This is a genomic window from Bacillus sp. FSL W8-0640, from assembly GCF_038007725.1.
Classification (GTDB): Bacteria; Bacillota; Bacilli; order Bacillales; family Bacillaceae_G; genus Bacillus_A; species Bacillus_A cereus.
On sequence record NZ_JBBOXT010000001.1, the window covers coordinates 4,660,567 to 4,682,925 of the forward strand.

The following is a 22,359-nucleotide window of genomic DNA, read 5'->3' on the forward strand; positions in this document are numbered from 1 at the left end:
ATAGGAAGCTTGGCTTACCTAAAAACGGGCTTGTTTCAGAAAATGAGCCTTATCAAGATGTAGGTATAAAACATTTGACATACTAATAATTTCTTACTAATATTTAATTGAACGATCAATCAATTTTTTGATTATACATTCAAATTATATAAATCAGGAGTTGAATAGCATGACTGATTCTTTTATTGCAGAGGCTAGGCGTGAACAAATTATTCTTGCATGTATTGATACATTAGAAGAGGTTGGATATAACAACTTGAGCTTAACGAAGGTAGCAAAAAAAGCTAAGATTAGCACTGGACTTATTTCTTATCATTTTAACGATAAGCTTTATCTTATGAATCGGACATTACAATTTTTAGTTGATAAACAACATGAATTTATTAGTAATCGAGTACTATTAGCCCAATCTGAAATAAACAAACTAGAGGCTTTTATTGAAGCACATTTGGCTTATCAAGAAACTCATTACAAAAATAATATTGCCTTAATTGAGATTGTCTTTAATGCAAGAAATGAAGAGAATGTTCCTTATTACAGAATCGAAGACGACGACGAAGATGATGCTCTTAGAACGATGTTATTAGATATTTTGAAGACTGGACAACAAAATGGTGTGTTTTCTAACTCTTTTCAAACCGACACATTAGCTTCATTTATTTTAGGAGCAATCGAAGAAAGAATGTTGAAGGCAAATTCATCTATATCCATAGAAAATTACTCAGATGAGCTCATAAAAATGGTGAAAAAACTCACTATTTAAAACATGCCCTGGTTAAAAAATATATATAAGAAAGGATGAACTACACATGAAAAAGGCATCTGTCATTGGATTAGGTTTTTTAGAAAAGTTACTTGCTATAGTAAGTCCAATCCTTTTAGGCGTTATTGGATATTTTTCACCTAAATTAATAGAGATTATAAAAAAGATTCCTCTCTTTTCTGATTCAAAAATTATAGAACTTTTAAATTTTATTAATCCCTTCTGGCTTCCTATTATCCTCATGCTAATTGGTGTTATTGCAGGAATTTTATTTTCTTTAATTATTTATAGTGAAGCTTTAAAAATGAACATTACTTCGGAAAGCATTCACGTGAATAAGGACGATCAAAAGAAACAAATCACCAGATCAAATGTAAAAGCCGTTTTTGTAGATAAGCGTCAAGTGGTTATCATTGATCAAGAAGACCGAGAATGGTTACGTGAAACATCTGACATTACCCCAAGCAAAATTAAAGATACTTTCTTAATGCACGGCTTCCCCTGGGTGGAACAAGATCCTTATAAACATGAGTATAGCTTATGGAAATTAGAGGATGCGCGATTTAATAAAAGCATAAATACTATTTTGTATGAAAGACGAAATGCCCTTCGAGAAGGAAACTCGAAAAAAAGAAGCATTTACGCAAAGATTTGAATGAGCTAGGAGTCTTTGTCAAAGACGATGGAGAAAATCAGTATGTCCGTTCTATTAAATAATAGGACAATAGAAAAAAGATATAAAAAGCACCTTGCCCTGTATATTTGTAAGTAACTACGATTAAAAAATAGCAAAACCCACAGAGAAATTGAATTTCTCCTGTGGGTTTTATTAATTAAAATGGGCTTTTCTCCCTAAAGAAACATATTCAACAAAAGAGCAAAACCAAATGCAATAAATGATAACAATGTCTCGAGTACCGTCCACGTTTTAAACGTTTCCTTCACCGTCAAACCTAAATACTCTTTTACAAGCCAGAACCCTGCATCATTTACGTGAGAAAACATTAATGATCCTGCACCGGTTGCAATAACTAGCAACTCTAAATTCACACCAGACATGTGCTGAATAACTGGTGAAACAATCCCTGCTGCTGTCGTTAATGCTACTGTAGCTGAACCTGTTGCAATTCGAATTAAACCAGCTACCATGAAAGCTAATACAATTGGTGATAACGAAATATGTTCTGCCATTTGTGCAATAGCTGTTCCAACGCCGCTTTCAATTAATATTTGTTTAAATCCACCGCCTGCACCAATTATTAAAATAATAGAACCGACAGGCAATAAACTTTCATCTGTTAATTTTTTAATCATCTTTTTATTAATACCTTGTTTGATACCAAGTAAATAAAATGCTGCGAAACATGAAATAAGTAAGGCGATTACTGGACTCCCTATAAACACAAAAAATTCAGTCAATTTTTTCGGTAATGAAATATATGGTGCAACTACTGATAAAATCATCAATACAACTGGTAATAAAATAATAAAGAATGAAACTTTACGACTTGGCAAATCAGTTGATACTGTCGTAACTCGAACAAGCTCCGGTTCATTTTCAGGTATAACCCTCTTATGTACCCACTTTGCAAATATTGGGCCTGCGATAATGGCTGTTGGTAACGCGATAATTAATGAATATAAAAGTACCTTTCCTAAGTTCGCGTTATAAATACCGATTGCTGTCATCGCCCCTGGATGTGGTGGTACGAGCCCGTGAACAATAGATAATCCTGCAATGACAGGTAACGCAATTAATAATATATTTTGCTTCGTCGTTTTTCGAATTGAAATAACGAGTGGTAATAAAATGACAATCCCCACTTCAAAAAATACGGGAATCCCTATAACAAACCCTGCAAATAACATAGCCCAAGGTAGTTTCTTTACACCGAAAAATCGAATAAAGAAATCTGCCACTTGCATGCCGGCCCCTGAATCGGACATCATTTTCCCTAAAATTGTTCCGAGAGCTAAAATACCAACTAAATGCCCTAGTACACTACCAACACCAGTTTCATAGGCAGTCACTATTTTCGTTACATTCAGTCCAGACATAATGGCTAAAAATAAACTCGCAACTGTTAAACTAATAAATGCATGCCATTTCCACCATGATACCCCTAAAATAACAATTGTGATCGCAAGTAACGTGACGATTAATAAGTATATATCCATCTCCCATTCCCCTTACTTTTATCCCGATTGGTGTGAGCTAATAATTAGTGGATGATGCCCTCCTCCACTAATTAAAGTTTTACTTTATAAAAAAAGAGGGAACATCCCCTCTTTTTTATACGTCATAATTCACTACATAATGCTGCATCTCTGTATTGTAGTAGCCTTCGCTATATTCAATTACTTCGCCAACTTCATCATAAGAATAGCGCATACGTTTTAATAACGCTGTCCCCTCTTTTTCACCTAGCACTTCTGCAACGAAACTAGGCGCGAGTCCAACAGCGAATTCATCTCTGAAGTTTTCTAAGTGAATGCCTCGGTCTTCAACTAAATCATAAAGCGATTGCAAGTCAAAGTCCGATAAATCTGTACTTGCCATTCCTGCTGAGAAATAGTGCGTATAATGAATGTAAGGTGCATCATTTAACGTATATAAACGTTCAATACGAAAACTCTCCTTGCCGAATAATCGAAATGGCACCGTTCCTTCTTCATTATGAACGATTTCTGCTTTTAGCAATTTTTTTGTACTTTATATCCTTCTTCCACTAACACTTCTGTAAATTTCTTACCTTTTGACAACTTTGTCGCAGAAGTATTGCGGATAACTTTCGTTCCTTTACCGCTTTTCTTTTCTAAATATCCTTCTTGAGCGAGTTCTTTAATCGCATTACGCACTGTAATTTTGCTCACTTTGAACTCTTCTTCTAACTGCGGTTCGGAAGGAATATTCGTATGAATCGCATATACACCATGCAATATTCGATCACGAATAATATTTTTTATTTGTAAATATAATGGTCCTTTTTTCTCGTTACGTTCACCGTTACACCCACTACCTTTCTACATCACCTACTGATGCCGTCATTGCCCGAAGTATATCCTTCTCTGATGACATTGGCGTATCACCGACGATTGTATGTGCAAGCATTCCAGCTGCTGACGCAAATGAAACAGCTTTCTCTGGTGCAAACTCTTCTATCTCGCCATGAATAATCCCGCTCGTATAAGCATCTCCAGCACCTATTCTATCATATACAGAAAACGTAAGTGTTTTTGCAAAAGTGAACGCGCCATCTTTACATATAAATCCGCGAAGCGAATGTGTATTATCACTGTTAATAGAGCGATGAGTACCAGCGATTGTAGCGATATGATACGTTTCAGCTACCTTTGGAATAAGATCAACAAGTTGCGCCTCTCGCTCCGTTTCTTCGGTTTTTATTCCTAAAACAAACATTGCATCTTTTTCGTTCATCATAACGATATCAGCAAGTCCCAGCATTTCTTCATAATGCGGTTTTGCCTGTTCATATCCGTCTTCTCCCCAAAGTGATGGACGATAATTACAATCAAAAACGACGGTTCCTCCGTTTTCTTTAACTGCTCTCGCTAAAGACTTCATATGATGGCGCACCGTATCATTCATCGCAAGTGTAATACCGCAAAAATGAACGATATCAATTTCCTTAGCAATTTCTTCAAATTGGTACATCTCTTCAGACGCCGTATTGAAGCTACTTTCTAGTCGATTCGAATACGTAACGCGGCTTGCACGTGCACCGAATCCATTTTCTAAAAAATACATACCTACATATTTACCGCCTCTTGAAACAAGAGAAGTTTGAATCCCTAACTTTTGAATGTAAGATACAGCTGCATCTCCAACCGAATTTTCCGGTAAAGTTGAAATAAGAAGCCCTTCATGCCCTAAGTGAGAAAGTGCCGCTGCAACGTTCACACCTGTACCTGAAAATGAGTAATTTAACGTGTTAGCTTGCGACAACAATTCATATCCAGGTACTTGCATGCGCATCATTACTTCGCCAAACGCTGCAATTTTCTTACGCATATTGATCAACTAGCTTCTTCACGACTGCTAATAATTCACGAACATCTTCTACTTTCGTGTTACCAGTTTCTTTATCAATAATAGAAGAGTACACGTGCGGGATAACTTGCTCTACGTTTGCTTCAAGCGCAATACGTACAATTGTTTCGAAGTTTTCTTTATCAATTCCGCCTGTTGGCTCTAATGCGAATCCTTCTTCCGCACAAGCTTTCGCAACTGCACGATATTCTTCTTCATGAGCTAAACCTTTCATTGGGAAGTATTTCAATGAATTTCCGCCCATATCACGTACAATTGCAATTGCTGTTTTAATTGGAACGATTGCTTTTTCTTCTCCAGCTGCGCTAATTGGACCAGTAGAAATATTTACGTAACCTACTTTTCCTGTTGGCGATACTAAACTATTAATCCAGCTATCTTTTTCGCCAAGATTTGCACGTGTAGCTCCAACTGAAGGGAACACTTGGTTAATATGGCTGCCAGGATAATGCTTCGCAATCTCAGCTACAACTGCCGCTTGGCGATTATCTCCTGCTCCTAGTCCGATTGATACAGCGTCATCAATTTCTTTTCCGTATGCTTTCATCGCTGTAACGGCTTCTTCTACTGTTGGGTAGTCTTTTGATAATACCCCCACTACTACATACCCTTCTGCTGCTTCAAAAATATCTTTCGCATTTCGGGTATTGTTCGCTAATACATTTAATGCTACGCGGCCTTTATAAAAACGTTTTTGAATATTTGTCATTTTAGTTTCCCCCTACAATTTCTCTCAATTTTTCTTCAATTACATGTATGTCATCACCTTGAAGTGGACGTGGATCAATATCAAAGAATCCTTGTCTTACTCCGTAATCACGTGTATAGATTGCGATTTCCCCTTCGCGTAATGCTGTCACAACGTCTTTTGCCGATTTATTTAACTCTTTTTCGTTAATATGAATACGTGCTCTAAAGATTGCTCTTCCGGCTTCATCTTGAACGATCGTTACATTTACACCTTTTAATTCTTTTAGCGGTATAAGTACTTGTAGCAATTCTTTTTCTTGCTCACTTTTATCTTCTTTTACGCCGTACTCATCAAGCGCTTGAAGTAAGCCGAAAGTTGTTTCTTTCCCAACTTTCATACTTCTTCCGATGCAATGTAATTGCACTTTCAGCCATTCGATATATTTTCGTTTACCGCCAACAATACCAGAAGTAGGTCCTTCAATTGCCTTTGAACCACTATAAATGGCAAGGTCTGAATACTTCACATATTTTTGAATGTCTTCTTCAGCTGCCGCATCAACGATAAGTGGTACGTTATTTCGCTGCGCTACTTCCCATGCTTCTTCAACAGAAATCATATTTTTTTGCACTGCATGATGTGATTTCACATACAGAATCGCTGCTGTATTTTCACCAATTGCATCTTCAATATGCTCTGCTTTCCCTTCATTTGCGTAACCCACTTCAACAAGCTTACCGCCGCCTAAATAAATCATCGTTTCAACTGGAGCACCGTATTGAACGTTATGACCTTTTAACATAATTACTTCGTTTTTCGCGATTACTTCTTGATGAAGTCTTTCACTTTTACGGCGATTTCCTTCCGTCACGATACCAGCGATAGAAAGCGCAATGCCACTCGATGCTGAGTTCACAACGACCGCTGCCTCTGAATCTAGAATTCTCGCAATATGGTCTCCCGCTTTATCTACTAAATCAGCAATTTCCACATAATTTTGTCCACCATGTTTCATCGCATCCATAACTGTATCTGTAGGAGCGGATACACCTAAAATACTCATTCTACCGCTCGCATTAATTACTCTTTTTAATCCGTACTTAGCATTCAATGAATGACCCATTGATTACAACCCCTTTCGTATCAATCCTTCTTTCAGCAATGCGCTGATCCCCTTCTGAATCAATTAACGTAACCTTCTCATCTTTCACTGTAAATAAAGTTAAGTTTGCAATATCTCCTTCTTGAATACGGCCAAGCTCTGGTTTTTTCAGCCACTCTGCTGCATTTTTCGTAACCGCGTCAATTACTTCTTCTAACGGATAACCTAAGTAAAGGAATTTCGAAAGAACGTGAGCCATACTATACACGGGACCGTGTATACGATTCTTCCGGTAAATATCTGTACTAATTGTATTAAAAGCAATACCGTGATGCTTCGCCGCCTCTGCTACTTTAAAAGAAAAACTAGCATTACCGTGACCAACATCTAAATGAACACCACGATTCACTGCATCTAGTAATACAGGTAGCGGTTTGCCTTCTTCATCGAATAAATTATTTTCTTTCCCGTTTAAGTAATGTGTAATGACATCATCTTTTTCTAAAAGAGGTACAACTTCCTCAATGTGAGGAGGCGCTGAACCGATATGTACCATAATTGGTAATGATGTTTCACGGGATAAAGAGCGTGCAACATGAAGCGGTTCAATTCCGCTATCACAAACGACACTTTTACTCATTCTCGCCTTTAACCCAACGATTACATCTTTATACTTTTCTACTGCTTCTATTACTTTCTCTTTATCTATCCATTCCATATTGGACAATTCATCAATTCGTTTCAAACCGATGCGAGAAATGTTTAAAAAGGCAAATAAATTCGTTTTTGCCTGTTCTCTACTTTTTACTAAATCTGCAATACGATCAGCTCCGCAGCTACCCGCATCAACAATTGTCGTTACCCCTTGCTTAACGCCAATTTCATCCACCTCATCGCCATACGGATCAAACTCCGGAAAAGCATGAACGTGCAAATCAATCCAGCCACTCGATACGTAAGTACCTGAGTAATCAAGAACCTTTCCACCTTCGCCAGCACCAGCTTTCGTCACCTGTGCGATTTTATTATTTTCAATTACAATGTCAATCTCTTCCCCGTTCACACGTTTTACATTACGTAGTACGAATCGTTCTGTCATTGTACTTCCACCCTTTTCTATAAGAAGCCATAAGAATACGCTTACATTAAAGTTTCATTTTATATGTCTTTCACACGTTTAGCGTAACACAAAAAAAGGGAGAAGTAAATATAACGTTATAATGTTTGGAAGTGAATAAAAAGATGCTCCTCCAAAATGGTAGTAGTATAGGAAATTATATCAACGATTTTTTGAATATATCTATCATAACTTACAATATATCAACGATTTTTCAATTATATCTATCATAACTTACAATATATCAACGATTCGACAAGGAATATCGATTTACCGACAAGAAACGTCAATTCCTTTCTTATATAAAAAAAGGCTGTCCCAAATGGCACAGCCTTTTTCTCTATTCCTGAACCGTCACAATAACCCCATCCATATTATTCCCCGAAATTTCATACTGCTTGTTTGCTGGAACGTTCACTTTCGTATTCTCAGAAACTTTATAATAAGAAACAGTATATTTCTTACCTTCTACTTCAGTTGAAACCTCTTTTTCCTCTTTTAAAAACTCTAAATATTCCTCTAGTGTGAAATTCTTTTTTGCATAATTGCGCTATGAGGTAGGCCAACATAACGGATATGCCATGGCTCATATTGAATTCCAGTAATGTTACTTTTATTTTTCGGATAACGTAATACAAAGCCATGCTTCCATACGTTCTCTTCGATCCATTTTCCTTCAGGCGCTTTCTCCATCTTCTTTTGCGTTGATCCAACGTCTAGTGATAATCCTAAATTATGTTCACTATATCCTGCTGGAAGCGCGTAATCAGATCCCATTTCTTTATATAATTTACTTTGTTCTTTAAAATCTCGATACCCACTACTCATTAAGAAATGCTGTACGCCATCTTTTCCAGCCGCATCGACAACGTTCAAAAACTTTTTTACAACATACTTTGATAAACGAAGATTTCTATCAAATATTACGTAGCCTCTTACTAATTCACTATTATGATTTACATTTATAATATCAGACCTAATACTATCTTTTTTTACTGGATAATCCCTATTAACTAATAATAAATCACCCTTATAAATTTGTTCCTTCGTAATCTCTTTCCTCTCGGTATTTGCCGCCTTTACTAGCTCATCTTTTCCGACAATTTTAACATCGATTTCCTTTTGAAATAACGGTGATATATAAAAGCCTACACATACTGTGCATGCTATAAAAAAAGAAATAAATACCCACTTTTTCATTTCTAGTTCCTCCTTAACGTAACTTACGTATAGAATAGAAAAAACTATTAAAATAAAAAGTGGGGTAAAGTTTAAATTTTTATTAAATTGTTAAGTTCTCGTCTTTTGGCAATCGCACTTCAAACATTGTTCTAACTACATTACTTTCAGCAGAAATTGTACCGTTATGCTGCTCAACAATATTTTTCGCAATAAACAGTCCAAGGCCTGTCCCGCCACGGTTCTCAGTTCTCGATTTATCACCTGTATAAAACATATCAAAAAGATACGGTAAATCTTCTTCTGGAATGCTGTCTCCATAATTCATAACTTGTACGACAACTTCTCCATTATCGATATACCCATTCAGATCAACAAATTGCCCATCATATCCGTATCGAACGGCATTTGTTAACAAGTTTTCAAATACTCTAGCTAACAATTTTCCATCACCGTTAATTGGCAAATGAGGATCAATATTCAACCTAGCTTGTAAATGATGTTTCTCTAATAAAGGATACAATTCCTCATCTAACTGTATAAGTAGTTCACTTATATCAATCGGCTTTTTATCCAGCTTTAGCATGCCATAATTCATACGTGTAATTTCAAATAACTCATCAATTAAACTTTCGAGCCTTTGCGATTTCGTATATGCAATTGTGGAGAAATGTTTAATTTGTTCTTTTGTTAAATTCTCATCTTTAAGAATTAAATCTAAATACCCTAACACGGATGTTAATGGAGTTCTTAAATCATGAGCTAAGTTTACAACGAGCTGATCTTTACTACTTTCAGCAAAGTCTCCTCTTTCCACCGCTTCTTTTAACTTTTCACTCGCAACATTTATTTCACGTGCGATATCTCCAAACTCATCGTTTGATGAAACTTGAACTTTATTCGTAAAGTTACCGTTCGCAAGATGATGAATCCCGTTAGAAATCTCACTAAAATACTTTAAATACGGTTTTGTCAAAAAGAAGAAAAAGATAATAGATAACGGAATAAAGAAAATTAAAAAGAAGTTAATGTCTCCAAATTCCCTTACCACTGACCTAAATTGCGCTAAAGGCTCTTCGTAGCGAACCATCGTTTTATAATACAGCTGCAATCCTTTATAAATTATATAAGTTACAGTTGCTGCAAGCACCATACTTAACGCAAATAAGGCAATCATTTTAAATCGAAAACTTTTCATCATATTAGCCATTGAAAGTATAACCTACTCCCCACACTGTTTTTATTAATTTATCCTTTCTTTTATCTTCCCCAAGCTTTTTCCGCAACGTACGAATATGTACCATAACTGTATTTCCGCCTTCATAATAATCATCTGCCCATACTTGCTGAAAAATATTTTCCACATTATACACTTTCTTCGGATGGCTCGCTAATAAATATAAAATATCAAACTCTTTCGGTGTTAACTCAATTTGCTCTCCATAGACGTTCACTGTTCTTCGCTCAGGATCAATAATAACTCCGCCTATCTCTAAAGCAGATTTATTCTCCGCTACTTTCGGCTGATTTAATGTAAGAAACCTACGTAATTGTGCATTTACACGCGCAACTAATTCAATCGGTGTAAAAGGTTTCGTCATATAATCATCTGCACCTAATACAAGACCTGTCACCTTATCAAAGTCCGAAGTTTTCGCACTTAAGAAAATGATTGGCATATGGTGCTTCGCGCGAATTTGACGCGTCACTTCATACCCATCCATTTTCGGCATCATAATATCTAAAACCACTAAGTCGATTGGCTGCGTTTCAATAATATGAACAGCCTCTTCCCCGTCCGCTGCCTTCACGACGTGGTACCCTTCTTTTTCTAAATGTATCTCAATTAAATCAGCAATTTCTGCCTCATCATCCACTATTAAAATTGAAATGCGCTTCATTTTACTCCCCCTTTTATACGCTCGATTGTAAACTAGTCTATCCAATTTGTACAATACGAAAAGGTTACCCGTTAGAGTAACCTTTGTAAATAAAATTATATCAGCGATTTTCCAAATATATCGACCATAACTTGAATTATATCGGCGATTTCTCAATTATATCGACCGTAACTCGCATTATATCAGCGATTATTGAAATATATCGACTTACCGACAATTAACAACGAAATTCGCCCGCTACTTTAAAGACTCAAGTTACCGCTCCAAAACAATTCGCTGTTTCGTGATCTCCGCCAACCTTCCGCGGTCTACTTCATACTCAGCTTCAACACTTTGCGGCACCATAACTTTTCCGCCCTTAAGCGTCACTTCCGGCGAAATAATATCCTGCTCCCAATGTCTGCTAGAAGCAGATATATCGCCTGGAATCGTAAAGTTCGGCAATGAAGCAAGCGCAACATTTTGCGCTCGTGAAATCCCCATCTCTACCATACCACCGCACCAAACTGGTATGTTATGCTCCATGCAATAATTATGGATTTGAATCGACTCCGTTAATCCACCCACTCGCCCTGGTTTAATGTTCACAATTTGGCAGCTACCAAGGGTAATCGCAACGCGTGCATCTTCTAAACTATGAATACTTTCATCTAAACAAATCGGCGTTTCAATTTTCTTTTGCAACTCCGCGTGATCAAGAAAATCATAATCGGCTAACGGTTGTTCAATCATCATTAATTGGAATTCATCTAGTCGTTTCAGCCTCTCCGTATCCCCTAATGTATATGCTGAATTTGCATCTGCCATTAGCGGGATATGCGGAAACTCTTTTCGAATCTCTTTCAATAATTCGTAATCATGCTCTGGCTTTATTTTCACTTTAAAACGCTCGTATCCTTCTTCTGCGTACTTCTCGATTTGTTTTAACATAACCGGAATCGTATCGATCCCAATTACAACGCCGACTTCAATTTCAGACTTCGTTCCGCCAAGCACTGTCGCTAACGATTTCTTTTGACACTTCGCATATAAATCCCAAACAGCCCCTTCAATTCCGGCCTTTGCCATTCGGTTTCTTTTTATATGTTGAAATAGACCCGGTACCTCATTCGGATGAGAAATTTCAGCCTTTAATAAATCAGGTATTAAAAAGTCTTGCAGTACATGCAGCGCCGTCTTCACCGTTTCTTCCGTATACCACGGTTCAGAGAACGCAACGACTTCGCCAAATCCAATGTACCCGTCTTCATCTTCTAATTCAATAACGATACTCTCACGCTTTTCGTAAGTCCCGTAGCTTGCAGCAAACGGGATTACGAGTGGCATTTCCGTTATATACAGTGTCGCTTTTTTTATTTCCACCTACATCTCCTCCACTAATTGTCTTAACTCTCGTCTTAACAATTTTTTCGAAGCGTTACGTGGTAATTCCTCTAAGAAACATGCTTTCTTCGGCACTTTATATTTCGCTAATTTCTCCTCGCAAAAGTGAAGAATTTCTTCTTCTGTTACCGCCCCGCTTTTCACAACAAAAGCAGCGGGTACTTGTCCCCATTTATCATCAGTCATACCGACAACACCAGCTTCCGCTATCGCTGGATGGGACAGCAATACTTCTTCAATTTGAGCCGGATATATATTCTCTCCGCCAGAAATAATTAAATCACTGCGGCGATCTAATACGTATAAAAATCCTTCTTCATCTAAATAACCGAGGTCGCCAGTATGAAGCCATCCGTTTTGAATAGTCTCACGCGTCGCATCTTCACGGTTAAAGTAACCACCTGTTACGTTCGGTCCTTTTACTACGATTTCACCTTCCGCATGTGGCGGCACTACTACGCCGTCTTTTTCAATACGAAGTTGGCACTGAAATAGTGGCTTTCCAGCTGATCCTACTTTCGTTAACATGTAATCTGCGGACAACGTACAAATTTGCGAAGACGTTTCTGTCATACCGTACGTTTGATACACAGGAATTCCTTTATCTACACATGTTTCGAGTAACGGTTTTGGCGCTGGTCCTCCGCCAAGTAACATACATCGTAAAGAAGAAGGATATGTTTCTTCTCCAAGTCTCTCTAATAAATCAGTTAACATTTTTGATACGACTGAAATAATCGTTACGCCTCTCGTTTGAAGTGCTGTATGAATAAAATCAGCATCATATTTCGGAACGAGTAAAATGCGCATGCCGTACATAATATTTTTCATTAGAAGAGATAACCCGCCAACATGGAACATCGGCATACACGCTAACCAGCAATCATCATCACGAAGTCCTAAATTAAGCGAAGAGCCAACCGCGCTGGCCCAGTGATTTCCATATGTTAAAATAACGCCTTTCGGTTTCCCTGTCGTCCCTGACGTATAAATAATCGTCATCGCTTCTTCTAAAGAGAATTCTTCTTGTATAGAGGCTTCCTCTTTTGGTCCATTCATCACTTCGGCGAATGAATAGACAGGAACATCTTTAGCATCAAATTCTTGATCGGTCACTAAACAAATAACTTCAGCATCATCCATTTGCCAAAGTAGCTCTTCTCTTGAAAGACGCGTATTTAAAAGCACAGCTACTGCCCCTACGTACGATAGGGCGTGAATAACTGTAATCATCTCCATACCATTTTTCATCAGAACAGCCACCTTTTCCCCTCGCTTCACTCCTACATGCGTGAGGTGTTCACAAACAGATACTACCTTTTCATGCAGCTGCATAAAAGTAACTTTCTCTTCCTCTATTTCAATTGCAGTACGATCTGGTGTTAAAAATGCACGTTGCTTTAACCAATTTGGCATCGTCTCCATCATACATTCTCCTTTCATGAAAGAAAGAGACTTGATGTGACATCAAGTCTCTTAGTTGTTTTGTTTCCGGTTTGATCTCATCTAGCTACAGCGGCTAGAATGTTCGGTGGCTTCACTTCTTCCTACGAGGCAAAAAGCGCCTCTACGTCAGGAGTTCCAACGCCCTCTTGTTCTAAGCGAGCCGCTTCCGCTTTTAATTTCATCCAGCTACAGCGGCTAGAATGTTCGGTGGCTTCACTTCTTCCTACGAGGCAAAAAACGCCTCTACGTCAGAAGCTCCATCCCCCTCATATTCTAAGCGAGCCGCTTCCGCTTTTGATTTGATCAAGGGAAACGAGGGAATTGACCGAAGTCCGGACTGCGTTTTTCTTTGAATGCGTCGCGACCTTCTTTTGCTTCGTCAGTTGTGTAGTACAATAACGTTGCATCTCCAGCTAGTTGTTGAATACCAGCTAGACCGTCTGTGTCTGCGTTGAATGCAGCTTTTAGGAAACGAAGTGCCATTGGGCTGTTTGCTAAGATTTCTTGTGCCCATTGTACTGTTTCTGCTTCAAGTTGTTCTAATGGTACTACTGTATTTACTAAGCCCATATCAAGCGCTTCCCCAGCACTGTATTGACGGCATAGGTACCAAATTTCGCGAGCTTTCTTGTGGCCTACCATACGAGCTAAGTAACCAGCTCCGTATCCACCGTCAAAGCTTCCTACTTTAGGACCTGTTTGTCCGAATACAGCATTTTCTGCAGCGATTGTTAAGTCACATACGATATGAAGTACGTGTCCTCCACCGATTGCATAACCTGCTACCATTGCGATAACTGGTTTAGGAATTGCGCGAATTAGACGTTGTAAGTCTAATACGTTTAGACGTGGGATTTGGTCGTCACCTACATATCCACCATGACCACGAACTTTTTGGTCGCCGCCAGAACAGAATGCACGTCCACCTTCACCTGTTAAAATGATAACACCAACATTTGCATCATCACGAGCTTGTGCAAAAGCGTCGATTAACTCCATTACCGTTTTTGGACGGAATGCGTTATGTACTTCAGGACGGTTAATCGAAATTTTTGCGATACCATTGTATGTTGAATAAATAATATCTTCGTAATTGCCTTCTTTTACCCATTCAATAGCCATTACAACTACCTCCTTGTATATTTCTGATCTCCTCTATAAGTGTAACTTCATTCTTAACTGAAAAAAGCATCACTGCATAGTTTTTAGAAATCCCTTTACTATTGTATCAAACTTTTCCGGTTGTTCCACATGAATTGCATGGCCAGCACCATCAATTTTGACAATTTTCGCATCAGAGACGCATTTTTCGATGTTTTTTAATATGCGAAAGAACTTTTCATCATGCTCTCCGTTCATTAAAAGAACAGGTATTTTTAAGTTTTTTAGCTCATCCCACCATGAAGGCTGAGCCCCAGTTCCCATGCCGCGCAAGCTATTTGCGAGCCCTTTTGGGTTGTTAGCAAGTCGTTCTTTTCGCACCGCTTCTTGTACGTTTTTTGCTAAACGTTTTTGCGTTTCAAACAGCGGAATATTTTCCCACATCGATACAAAACTTTCTATGCCTTCTCGCTCAATTTTATCGGCAAGTCGCTCATCTTTTTCACAGCGTTCTTTTCGCTCATCTTCACTTTTGAGTCCAGCTGTACAATTTTCTAATAAAAGAGAACGTACATATTCTGGATATAGACATGCCATCGTAATCGCCAGTCTACCGCCCATTGAATAGCCAAGTATATGTGCTTTTTCAATATGAAGGTAATCTAATAGTTCTTTCATTTGCAATGCCACATTTCGAATGTCATAATGCGCAACATCTTCAGGACTCTCGGTCTTTCCGTGTCCAACAAGATCCACTACAATAACTTGAAACTGCCCACTCCATGAAGAGATAAAAGAACGCCACGTTTCCATGCTTCCCGTAAAACCATGAAGAAGTAGAAGTGGTTCCCCGCTTCCGACTACTTCATATTCATACGATACACCTTGCAGCGTTACTTTCATTTTGATTCACCTTGCAATGATGTAGTAATTACGTCCTGTGTTTTTGCCCATAACGTACGGTGCAACGTTAAGTTTTCATCACGGTTCGTACAAATTTCTACAACGTGTAAACCTTCTGTCGTTGCTCCCTTTTGTACTTCCTCCCGGAATTGCTCCCAACCATTTACACGGCTAAATGAACCACCGTACATTTTAACAACATGCTCATAGTCAAGCCCAATCGGCGTTCCAAATAACGATTCGAAGTGTTCCTTTTTCTCATATTGTGGTAAGAATGAGAAAATACCCCCACCATCATTATTTACAACGACAATCGTTATATTTAATTCATGTAATTTTGCAGCTAATAGTCCATTTAAATCGTGATAGAATGATAAGTCACCGATGACTAATACGAGCGGATCGCAAATCATGCTCGCTCCTAAAGCTGTCGAAATGATGCCATCAATCCCATTTACACCGCGGTTTGCCATCACTTGAATATTTTTATCTGATGTGAAGAAGAATGAATCTGTATCACGAATTGGCATACTATTACTCGCAAATAACGTTGCTCCTTCTGGTAATACGCGTACAATATCTGTAATGACTTTTCCTTCAAATGCAGTTTCATATGTTTCCATTTCACGAAGCGTTTCCTTCGTTTTTTCGTTTATATGTTGCCACATTTGGGACCAATCATTCTTTTTCATAACTGGCATTTTTTCTATTAATGTACTGCAAAATGCAATATCACTTGCCTGTACAACTTCTGTCGCAACAAGAGCTGGATCTCTCCATTGTCCAGATTCGTCAACAACGATATGAACAGCTTTCGTTTGTTTTTTAATGAACTGCGTTAATGCTTTCGAAACAGGCATACCACCAAAACGAATTAAAACGTCCGGCTTCCACGTCTCTTTTAACAATTCATTTCGTAAAAATGTATCATAACAGTCGATTACCATCGTTTTATCATGGTGTCCGCTACGAATATTAGAAAGTGGGTCTGCTAATATTGGGTATCCCGTTTTTTCAGCTAGTTGCGTTGCAAACGTTGCGATTTCTGAATGACTATCATCTCCACAAATAATAAGCCCCTTTTCCATATGTGAAAGGCGCCCTACAAGAGAATCTACATATTCACTCGGCATCACCACGTTCCCTTGCTGAACTACTCCTGTATATTCCCCGCGTCCTTTATCCCATAAACTTTCTAATGAAAAGTCCGGGATAAGCGGTTCACGAACTGGAAAATTAAGATGAACAGGTCCTTGCGGCGCTAAACAAGCACTTGCTATCATGCGCTGCGTTGTCATGCGAGCGTAGTGGTACATCGCTTCACTCGCTTCTGGAAGTGCCATCTCTGTAAATTGCTTCACAAACGTACCGTATAAATTAAATTGATTCATCGCTTGTGGTGCACCGACATCTCTTAATTCATGCGGTCTATCTGCTGTTAAGACGATAAGCGGCACTCGTGAATGGAAAGCTTCACATACAGCTGGATAGTAGTTCGCTGCTGCCGTTCCTGACGTACATAATAATGCAACCGGACGTTTTTTCGCTTTTGCGATACCGAGCGCAAAAATCCTGCAGATCTTTCATCTACATGTAAATATGTGTTCATTCCTTCGTGTTGTTCCATTAGTAGAGCAATCGGCGTTGACCGTGAGCCTGGACTAATGACAACATCACATACATTTAGACGCGTCAGTTCATCCACGAACGCGCCTAAATAATATGATAATGCTTCTATATGATTGTTCATTTCATTAATTCCTCCAAAGCACCAAGCATCGGTCTAAACTTCAAACTTGTCTCTTCATATTCAAGTTGCGGTACTGAATCAATTACAATCCCGCAACCGGCAAATAAGGATGCTTTCTCGCCATTTAATAATCCGCAGCGAAGTGCAACCGCAAATTCACCATTTCCTTCATCATCTATCCAGCCAATCGGTGCACCATATAATCCTCTGTCTAACAATTCAACATCACGAATCAGTTTCATCGCTTCCAAACGAGGTGTCCCGCCAAGAGCTGGTGTTGGATGTAATTCTTCTACCATCGTTAAAAGACTCGCAGTGCCTTTTGCCTCTACAGGCGTATATAAATGAATTAAGTTTTTCGTTGTTAATAGACCTGGACTCTCCGGAATATTAACGTATTCGCAGTGCTCATTTAATACCGACCTGATCATGTTCACAACATAACCGTGTTCAGCTAAATTCTTTTCATCATGAAGAAGCGCATTACTATTTCGCTTACTTTCTTCTATAGATTGACCATGACCAGTTGAACCAGCAAGACACATCGAAGTAAACTTCTCATCTTCTTTGCGAATTAACCTCTCTGGCGTCGCTCCTAAGAAGCATGCTCCTTTATAATCAAAAGAAAATACGTAACAATCCGGTTGCCCAATGCGAAGTGCTTCTAAAACAAGAGCAGAATCAATATGATGATCCATTTCTACTTTTAGCTCCCTCGCTAATACAACCTTCTGCACGTTACCCTGCTTCATCTCATCTTGCACTTTCTCAATGGCTTTCATCCAGCCTTTCGGATCCACTTCCACTTTAGAAGTAACTGTTAATTTCGATCCTTCTAATGCACATTTACTCTCCCCAAAAATTTTCTCTTCTAAAGAAACAATTTCGTTATAAAGAGTTTCTGCACAATCTGTTGCTGAAACGAATGTATTCATCGTTAACCATGCTTTTTCATTTTTTACAGTTAATAAAAATGCTGGTAGTGAAAATGTCGTATCATCGAATTCTTTCCATAAGTCCGTTTTCTCTTTTTCTTGGTCAAATGAAAATCCACCAAATAAAAGAGGACCTGTTCCAAATTCATATTTTTCTCTTTGTACAAATGCTTTCTCTTTTACTTTATCCCACTCGTCACGAGCCGCTTGAAAGCGTTTGTGAGAAGAATTTGCTATAGTGAAAACAGAGCCAATTCCAGCAAATATTACATGCTGAGCTGGATCTGCAAAATAACATCTATTTTCCAATGCAATCCTTTTTCCTGCTGCATAAAACAGAAGCGGATCCATCCAGTCTATTTGTTTTACAAAACTAACCAATATTTTTTCATCAGTTGCATGCTTAATGGCTGCACTAAGAACTTCTTGCAAGCCTTTTTGTTTCGTTTGAATCACAATTGTCTCCCCCTATGGGCGAAAAATAGTCATAATTACGCTTGATTTTAAGATACACCTCAAACGAAAGGCCTGTCAACGTTTAGCATTTCTGAGAAATTCACCTTCTCTTCCTAGAAAATAAACGTTGACACTAAATGATGCTTTTTCTACACTTAGTTGTGTACAATATGTGACCAAAGGAGGATTCAACATGGAAATGAACGTCGAAACGAATTCCTCTCCTACGGCGCCAAAACCAAGCAAGCAAACAGGCTGGCGCATTTGGTGGAGTTTACTACGTCCCCATACATTAACAGCAGCTTTCGTTCCTGTTTTCATCGGAACAGCCTATGCAATGCAGGTCGGAGGTATAAATCAAATCCATCTCCCTCTTTTCCTTATAATGCTTCTTGCTTGTCTTCTCATTCAGGCAGCAACAAACATGTTTAATGAATACTTTGATTATAAAAGAGGACTCGATCACGAAGGTTCAGTTGGTATCGGCGGCGCTATCGTTCGCGATGGCATTCAGCCAAAAACAGTGCTTAACTTAGCATTTGGATTTTTCGGCATCGCAATACTATTAGGTGTTTATATTTGTATGAATTCTAGCTGGTGGCTTGCTGCGATCGGTCTTGTTTGTATGGCCGTTGCTTACCTTTACACGGGTGGCCCACTTCCCATTGCCTATACACCATTTGGAGAGTTAACAGCCGGATTATTTATGGGTGTTATCATTATTGGAATTTCATTCTTTATTCAAACTGGAACTGTAACATCAGAAGTCATTTTACTATCTATTCCAAGCTCCATTTTAATTGGTGCCATTTTACTAGCTAATAATATTCGTGACTTAGATGGCGATAAAGAAAACGGTCGTAAAACGTTAGCAATTCTCGTTGGACGTGAAAGAGCGGTTGGTGTACTTGCTTCTATGTTCATCGTTTCCTACATTTGGACAATTGCTTTAATTATCGTGGGCATCGTATCACCATGGATGCTTATCGTATTTTTAAGTGCACCGAAAGCATTTAAAGCGACGAAAGGCTTTATCGGCAAAAGCATTCCAATGGAAATGGTACCTGCGATGATTGCAACAGCAAAAACAAATACGATCTTCGGTCTCCTCATGGGAATCGGATTATTACTTGGATACTTTCTATAAAAGGAGCTGCTTATGCGGCTCCTTTTTCATATCTGAAATTCATCTCATAATTCCTACTCGCAACGCTCATACTATGTAAAGAAACTGAATTGTAGGAAGGTGGACGACTATGTTAACTCCACAACAAATAAATCAATTTAAATCCGTTTTAGAAAAACAAAAACACGAACTAGAGCAAACGATACAAACACACGAAAATGAAGATCGTGCATCTGAACGTGAGTCTGTTGGAGAATTATCTAGCTATGATAACCATCCAGCTGATATGGCAACAGAGCTATATGAACGTGAAAAAGACTTCGGGCTTATTGAACTTTGGCATAAACAGCTAGAGGATACGAAACATGCCTTGCAAAAAATAGAAGCGGGTACGTACGGCATTTGCGAAGTGTCTGGCGAAGAAATTCCATTTGAAAGATTAGAAGCAATGCCGACTGCTACAACATGCATCCAGCACGCGACAAATAAGCTAAATATGAATACACGACCAGTTGAAGAAGAAGTATTGTCTCCCTCTTTCCATAAACACGATGAGGATCGCTCTGTTGAGTACGATGCAGAAGATGCGTGGCAAGATGTTGCCAATTATGGAACGTCTGAAACACCGTCTGATTTAGAAAGACGAGATTCGAAAAACTATAATGGCATGTACGTAAACAGTGAGGAAAATGTAGGATACGTAGAAGATTTCGAAAACTTTATTGGTACAGATATGTATGGAAAAAATCCGCAAGTTTTCGCTACGGAAGAACATGAAGAATATGAACAAATGCTTGATGACTTTGAAGAGCGTACCTTTAAGGGCGAATTATCTTCAAATGAATCGAGTTCCAAAGAATAAAAAAAGCATTCCGAAAATCGGAATGCTTTTTATCGCTAGCTAATTAGTTTTTTGTAACGTTAGCAGCTTGTGGTCCACGGTTACCTTCAACGATTTCGAAAGAAACTTCTTGACCTTCTTCTAAAGTTTTGAATCCGTCACCTTGGATAGCTGAGAAGTGAACGAATACATCGTCTCCACCTTCAACTTCGATGAAACCGAAACCTTTTTCGCTGTTGAACCATTTAACTTTACCTGTTTGCATGTCATGTACCTCCTAAATAAAAATGAAACTATGAATCCACATGAAAAGGTGGATATAAAGGACATGAATGTATAACAAGCTTACAGCCTTTAATTCAACGTGCTTTATTTCCGTACCACATTATGTAGCTCAATAGTGATTTCACTATATCACGCTATATCCAAAACGTCAAATGAGAACACTTTCATTCCACCATTTTTTTATAATTTTAATATAATGTTGAATTTCCATATTCATATTTTAGCCCGGTATTTGCGGACAGCTTGATTGGCGGGAGCTGATAATCAGTTTTGGTTTGTTCCACTTTATTTGAAAATTAACAAAACTAAAGTATTCTAATCCTATTAAATTCTGTACAATATAAGTATCTATTACATACGAGGTGAAAAAAATGAGAGCACACGAAATTGAGTATAAGTTATATGGCGATGATATGCAGTTTGTTGAAATTGAGTTAGATCCAGAAGAAAGCGTGATCGCAGAAGCTGGCGCAATGATGATGATGGAAGATTACATAGAAATGGAAACAATCTTCGGTGATGGTTCTGGCCCATCTGGAGGTTTATTCGGAAAATTAATGGGCGCTGGTAAGCGTCTCGTTACAGGCGAAAGTATGTTTATGACTGTATTTACAAATACAGGTCACGGCAAACGCCACGTCTCATTTGCTGCTCCTTATCCTGGTAAAATTATTCCTGTAGATTTAACAGAATATCAAGGAAAAGTAGTTTGTCAAAAAGATGCCTTTCTTTGTGCCGCAAAAGGTGTTTCTATCGGAATTGAATTTACGAAAAAAATAGGAACTGGTTTCTTCGGTGGTGAAGGTTTTATCATGCAGAAACTTGAAGGTGACGGTCTTGCTTTCATGCACGCAGGTGGAACTGTATATAAACGTGAATTAAAACCTGGTGAGAAACTTCGCATTGATACAGGTTGTCTCGTTGCTATGACAAAAAACATTAGCTATGATATCGAGTTCGTTGGAAAAGTAAAAACAGCTCTATTTGGCGGCGAAGGTTTATTCTTCGCAACGTTAGAAGGACCTGGAACAGTTTGGATTCAGTCCTTAACACTTAGCCGATTAGCAGCACGCCTTACAAGCCCAGCAGCGCAAAGTACTGGCGAAGGTAGTGTATTAGGTGGCCTTGGTCGTTTATTAGATGGGAAAGAGTAAACTGTGCCCTTATGTGGGCATGGCCATCAACTAATAAAATAATAAAATTAAAACACCCTTGCTTGCAGTAATAAAGTGAAAGGGTGTTTTAATTTACGTCTACAAACGAGAAAAAGCAGTTAAAATAAAGTAATAAGGTTTACTTAAGGAAAAT

General features: G+C 38.4%; 17 protein-coding genes and 4 pseudogenes. 5 read left to right on the forward strand and 16 right to left on the reverse strand.

Annotated elements, in window-relative coordinates; all coding sequences use genetic code 11:
- The first annotated feature begins 169 nt into the window (after window positions 1-169).
- Window positions 170-763: a TetR/AcrR family transcriptional regulator gene (locus N2V80_RS24155; protein ID WP_000132250.1), complete on the forward strand. Its 594-nt coding sequence runs from the start codon at window positions 170-172 to the stop codon at window positions 761-763.
- Window positions 764-809: 46 nt separating this feature from the next.
- Window positions 810-1,480 (forward strand): annotated as a pseudogene (locus N2V80_RS24160) (YqeB family protein).
- Window positions 1,481-1,615: 135 nt separating this feature from the next.
- On the opposite strand, the gene gntP reads toward N2V80_RS24160, so the two are convergent.
- From gntP to N2V80_RS24235, 15 genes and pseudogenes are all read right to left on the reverse strand, one after another.
- On the reverse strand, window positions 1,616-2,941 hold the full coding sequence (gene gntP / locus N2V80_RS24165; protein WP_000356201.1) for a gluconate permease GntP: 1,326 nt from the start codon (window positions 2,939-2,941) through the stop codon (window positions 1,616-1,618).
- Between the two features lie 115 nt (window positions 2,942-3,056).
- Window positions 3,057-3,780 (reverse strand): annotated as a pseudogene (locus tag N2V80_RS24170) (GntR family transcriptional regulator).
- Complete coding sequence (locus N2V80_RS24175; protein ID WP_061654861.1) at window positions 3,780-4,796, reverse strand: sugar kinase; 1,017 nt, start codon at window positions 4,794-4,796, stop codon at window positions 3,780-3,782. Before N2V80_RS24175 ends, N2V80_RS24170 begins: the two are co-directional and overlap by 1 nt.
- On the reverse strand, window positions 4,789-5,544 hold the full coding sequence (gene dagF / locus N2V80_RS24180) for a 2-dehydro-3-deoxy-phosphogluconate aldolase (RefSeq protein ID WP_061654862.1): 756 nt from the start codon (window positions 5,542-5,544) through the stop codon (window positions 4,789-4,791). Before dagF ends, N2V80_RS24175 begins: the two co-directional genes overlap by 8 nt.
- Before the next feature lies 1 nt (window position 5,545).
- Window positions 5,546-6,649, reverse strand: coding sequence for a DgaE family pyridoxal phosphate-dependent ammonia lyase (locus N2V80_RS24185; protein ID WP_061654863.1), 1,104 nt, complete (start codon window positions 6,647-6,649; stop codon window positions 5,546-5,548).
- Complete coding sequence (locus N2V80_RS24190; RefSeq protein WP_058840199.1) at window positions 6,627-7,727, reverse strand: amidohydrolase/deacetylase family metallohydrolase; 1,101 nt, start codon at window positions 7,725-7,727, stop codon at window positions 6,627-6,629. Before N2V80_RS24190 ends, N2V80_RS24185 begins: the two co-directional genes overlap by 23 nt.
- A gap of 358 nt (window positions 7,728-8,085) precedes the next feature.
- Window positions 8,086-8,945: pseudogene (locus tag N2V80_RS24195) on the reverse strand (M15 family metallopeptidase).
- A gap of 82 nt (window positions 8,946-9,027) precedes the next feature.
- Complete coding sequence (locus N2V80_RS24200) at window positions 9,028-10,134, reverse strand: HAMP domain-containing sensor histidine kinase (RefSeq protein WP_061654864.1); 1,107 nt, start codon at window positions 10,132-10,134, stop codon at window positions 9,028-9,030.
- Window positions 10,127-10,825 carry a response regulator transcription factor gene (locus N2V80_RS24205; RefSeq protein ID WP_000822516.1) on the reverse strand — a complete coding sequence of 233 codons (699 nt, stop codon included), beginning with the start codon at window positions 10,823-10,825 and terminating at the stop codon, window positions 10,127-10,129. The genes N2V80_RS24200 and N2V80_RS24205 overlap by 8 nt, the downstream gene beginning before the upstream one ends.
- Window positions 10,826-11,080: 255 nt before the next feature.
- Window positions 11,081-12,187: an o-succinylbenzoate synthase gene (gene menC / locus N2V80_RS24210; protein ID WP_061654865.1), complete on the reverse strand. Its 1,107-nt coding sequence runs from the start codon at window positions 12,185-12,187 to the stop codon at window positions 11,081-11,083.
- Complete coding sequence (locus N2V80_RS24215; RefSeq protein WP_000449541.1) at window positions 12,188-13,633, reverse strand: o-succinylbenzoate--CoA ligase; 1,446 nt, start codon at window positions 13,631-13,633, stop codon at window positions 12,188-12,190.
- 324 nt (window positions 13,634-13,957) lie between these two features.
- On the reverse strand, window positions 13,958-14,776 hold the full coding sequence (gene menB, locus N2V80_RS24220; RefSeq protein WP_000963886.1) for a 1,4-dihydroxy-2-naphthoyl-CoA synthase: 819 nt from the start codon (window positions 14,774-14,776) through the stop codon (window positions 13,958-13,960).
- A 69-nt stretch (window positions 14,777-14,845) separates the two neighbouring features.
- Window positions 14,846-15,658, reverse strand: coding sequence for a 2-succinyl-6-hydroxy-2,4-cyclohexadiene-1-carboxylate synthase (gene menH / locus N2V80_RS24225; RefSeq protein ID WP_000869216.1), 813 nt, complete (start codon window positions 15,656-15,658; stop codon window positions 14,846-14,848).
- A pseudogene (gene menD / locus N2V80_RS24230) lies at window positions 15,655-17,408 on the reverse strand (2-succinyl-5-enolpyruvyl-6-hydroxy-3-cyclohexene-1-carboxylic-acid synthase). The gene menH and the pseudogene menD overlap by 4 nt, the downstream one beginning before the upstream one ends.
- Window positions 17,405-18,799, reverse strand: a complete 1,395-nt coding sequence (locus tag N2V80_RS24235) for an isochorismate synthase (RefSeq protein ID WP_000616750.1) — start codon at window positions 18,797-18,799, stop codon at window positions 17,405-17,407. Before N2V80_RS24235 ends, menD begins: the two are co-directional and overlap by 4 nt.
- 193 nt (window positions 18,800-18,992) lie before the next feature.
- Here N2V80_RS24235 and N2V80_RS24240 point away from each other — a divergent pair, with 193 nt between their 5' ends.
- Window positions 18,993-19,946 carry a 1,4-dihydroxy-2-naphthoate polyprenyltransferase gene (locus N2V80_RS24240; RefSeq protein WP_000425740.1) on the forward strand — a complete coding sequence of 318 codons (954 nt, stop codon included), beginning with the start codon at window positions 18,993-18,995 and terminating at the stop codon, window positions 19,944-19,946.
- Window positions 19,947-20,055: 109 nt separating this feature from the next.
- Window positions 20,056-20,787 carry a yteA family sporulation protein gene (locus tag N2V80_RS24245; RefSeq protein WP_000957366.1) on the forward strand — a complete coding sequence of 244 codons (732 nt, stop codon included), beginning with the start codon at window positions 20,056-20,058 and terminating at the stop codon, window positions 20,785-20,787.
- A 43-nt stretch (window positions 20,788-20,830) separates the two neighbouring features.
- On the opposite strand, the gene cspD is transcribed toward N2V80_RS24245, so the two are convergent.
- On the reverse strand, window positions 20,831-21,031 hold the full coding sequence (gene cspD / locus N2V80_RS24250; protein ID WP_001193054.1) for a cold-shock protein CspD: 201 nt from the start codon (window positions 21,029-21,031) through the stop codon (window positions 20,831-20,833).
- Window positions 21,032-21,422: 391 nt separating this feature from the next.
- Between cspD and N2V80_RS24255 the strand changes: the two genes are divergently transcribed.
- Window positions 21,423-22,205: a TIGR00266 family protein gene (locus N2V80_RS24255; protein WP_061654866.1), complete on the forward strand. Its 783-nt coding sequence runs from the start codon at window positions 21,423-21,425 to the stop codon at window positions 22,203-22,205.
- The last annotated feature ends 154 nt before the right edge of the window (window positions 22,206-22,359 follow it).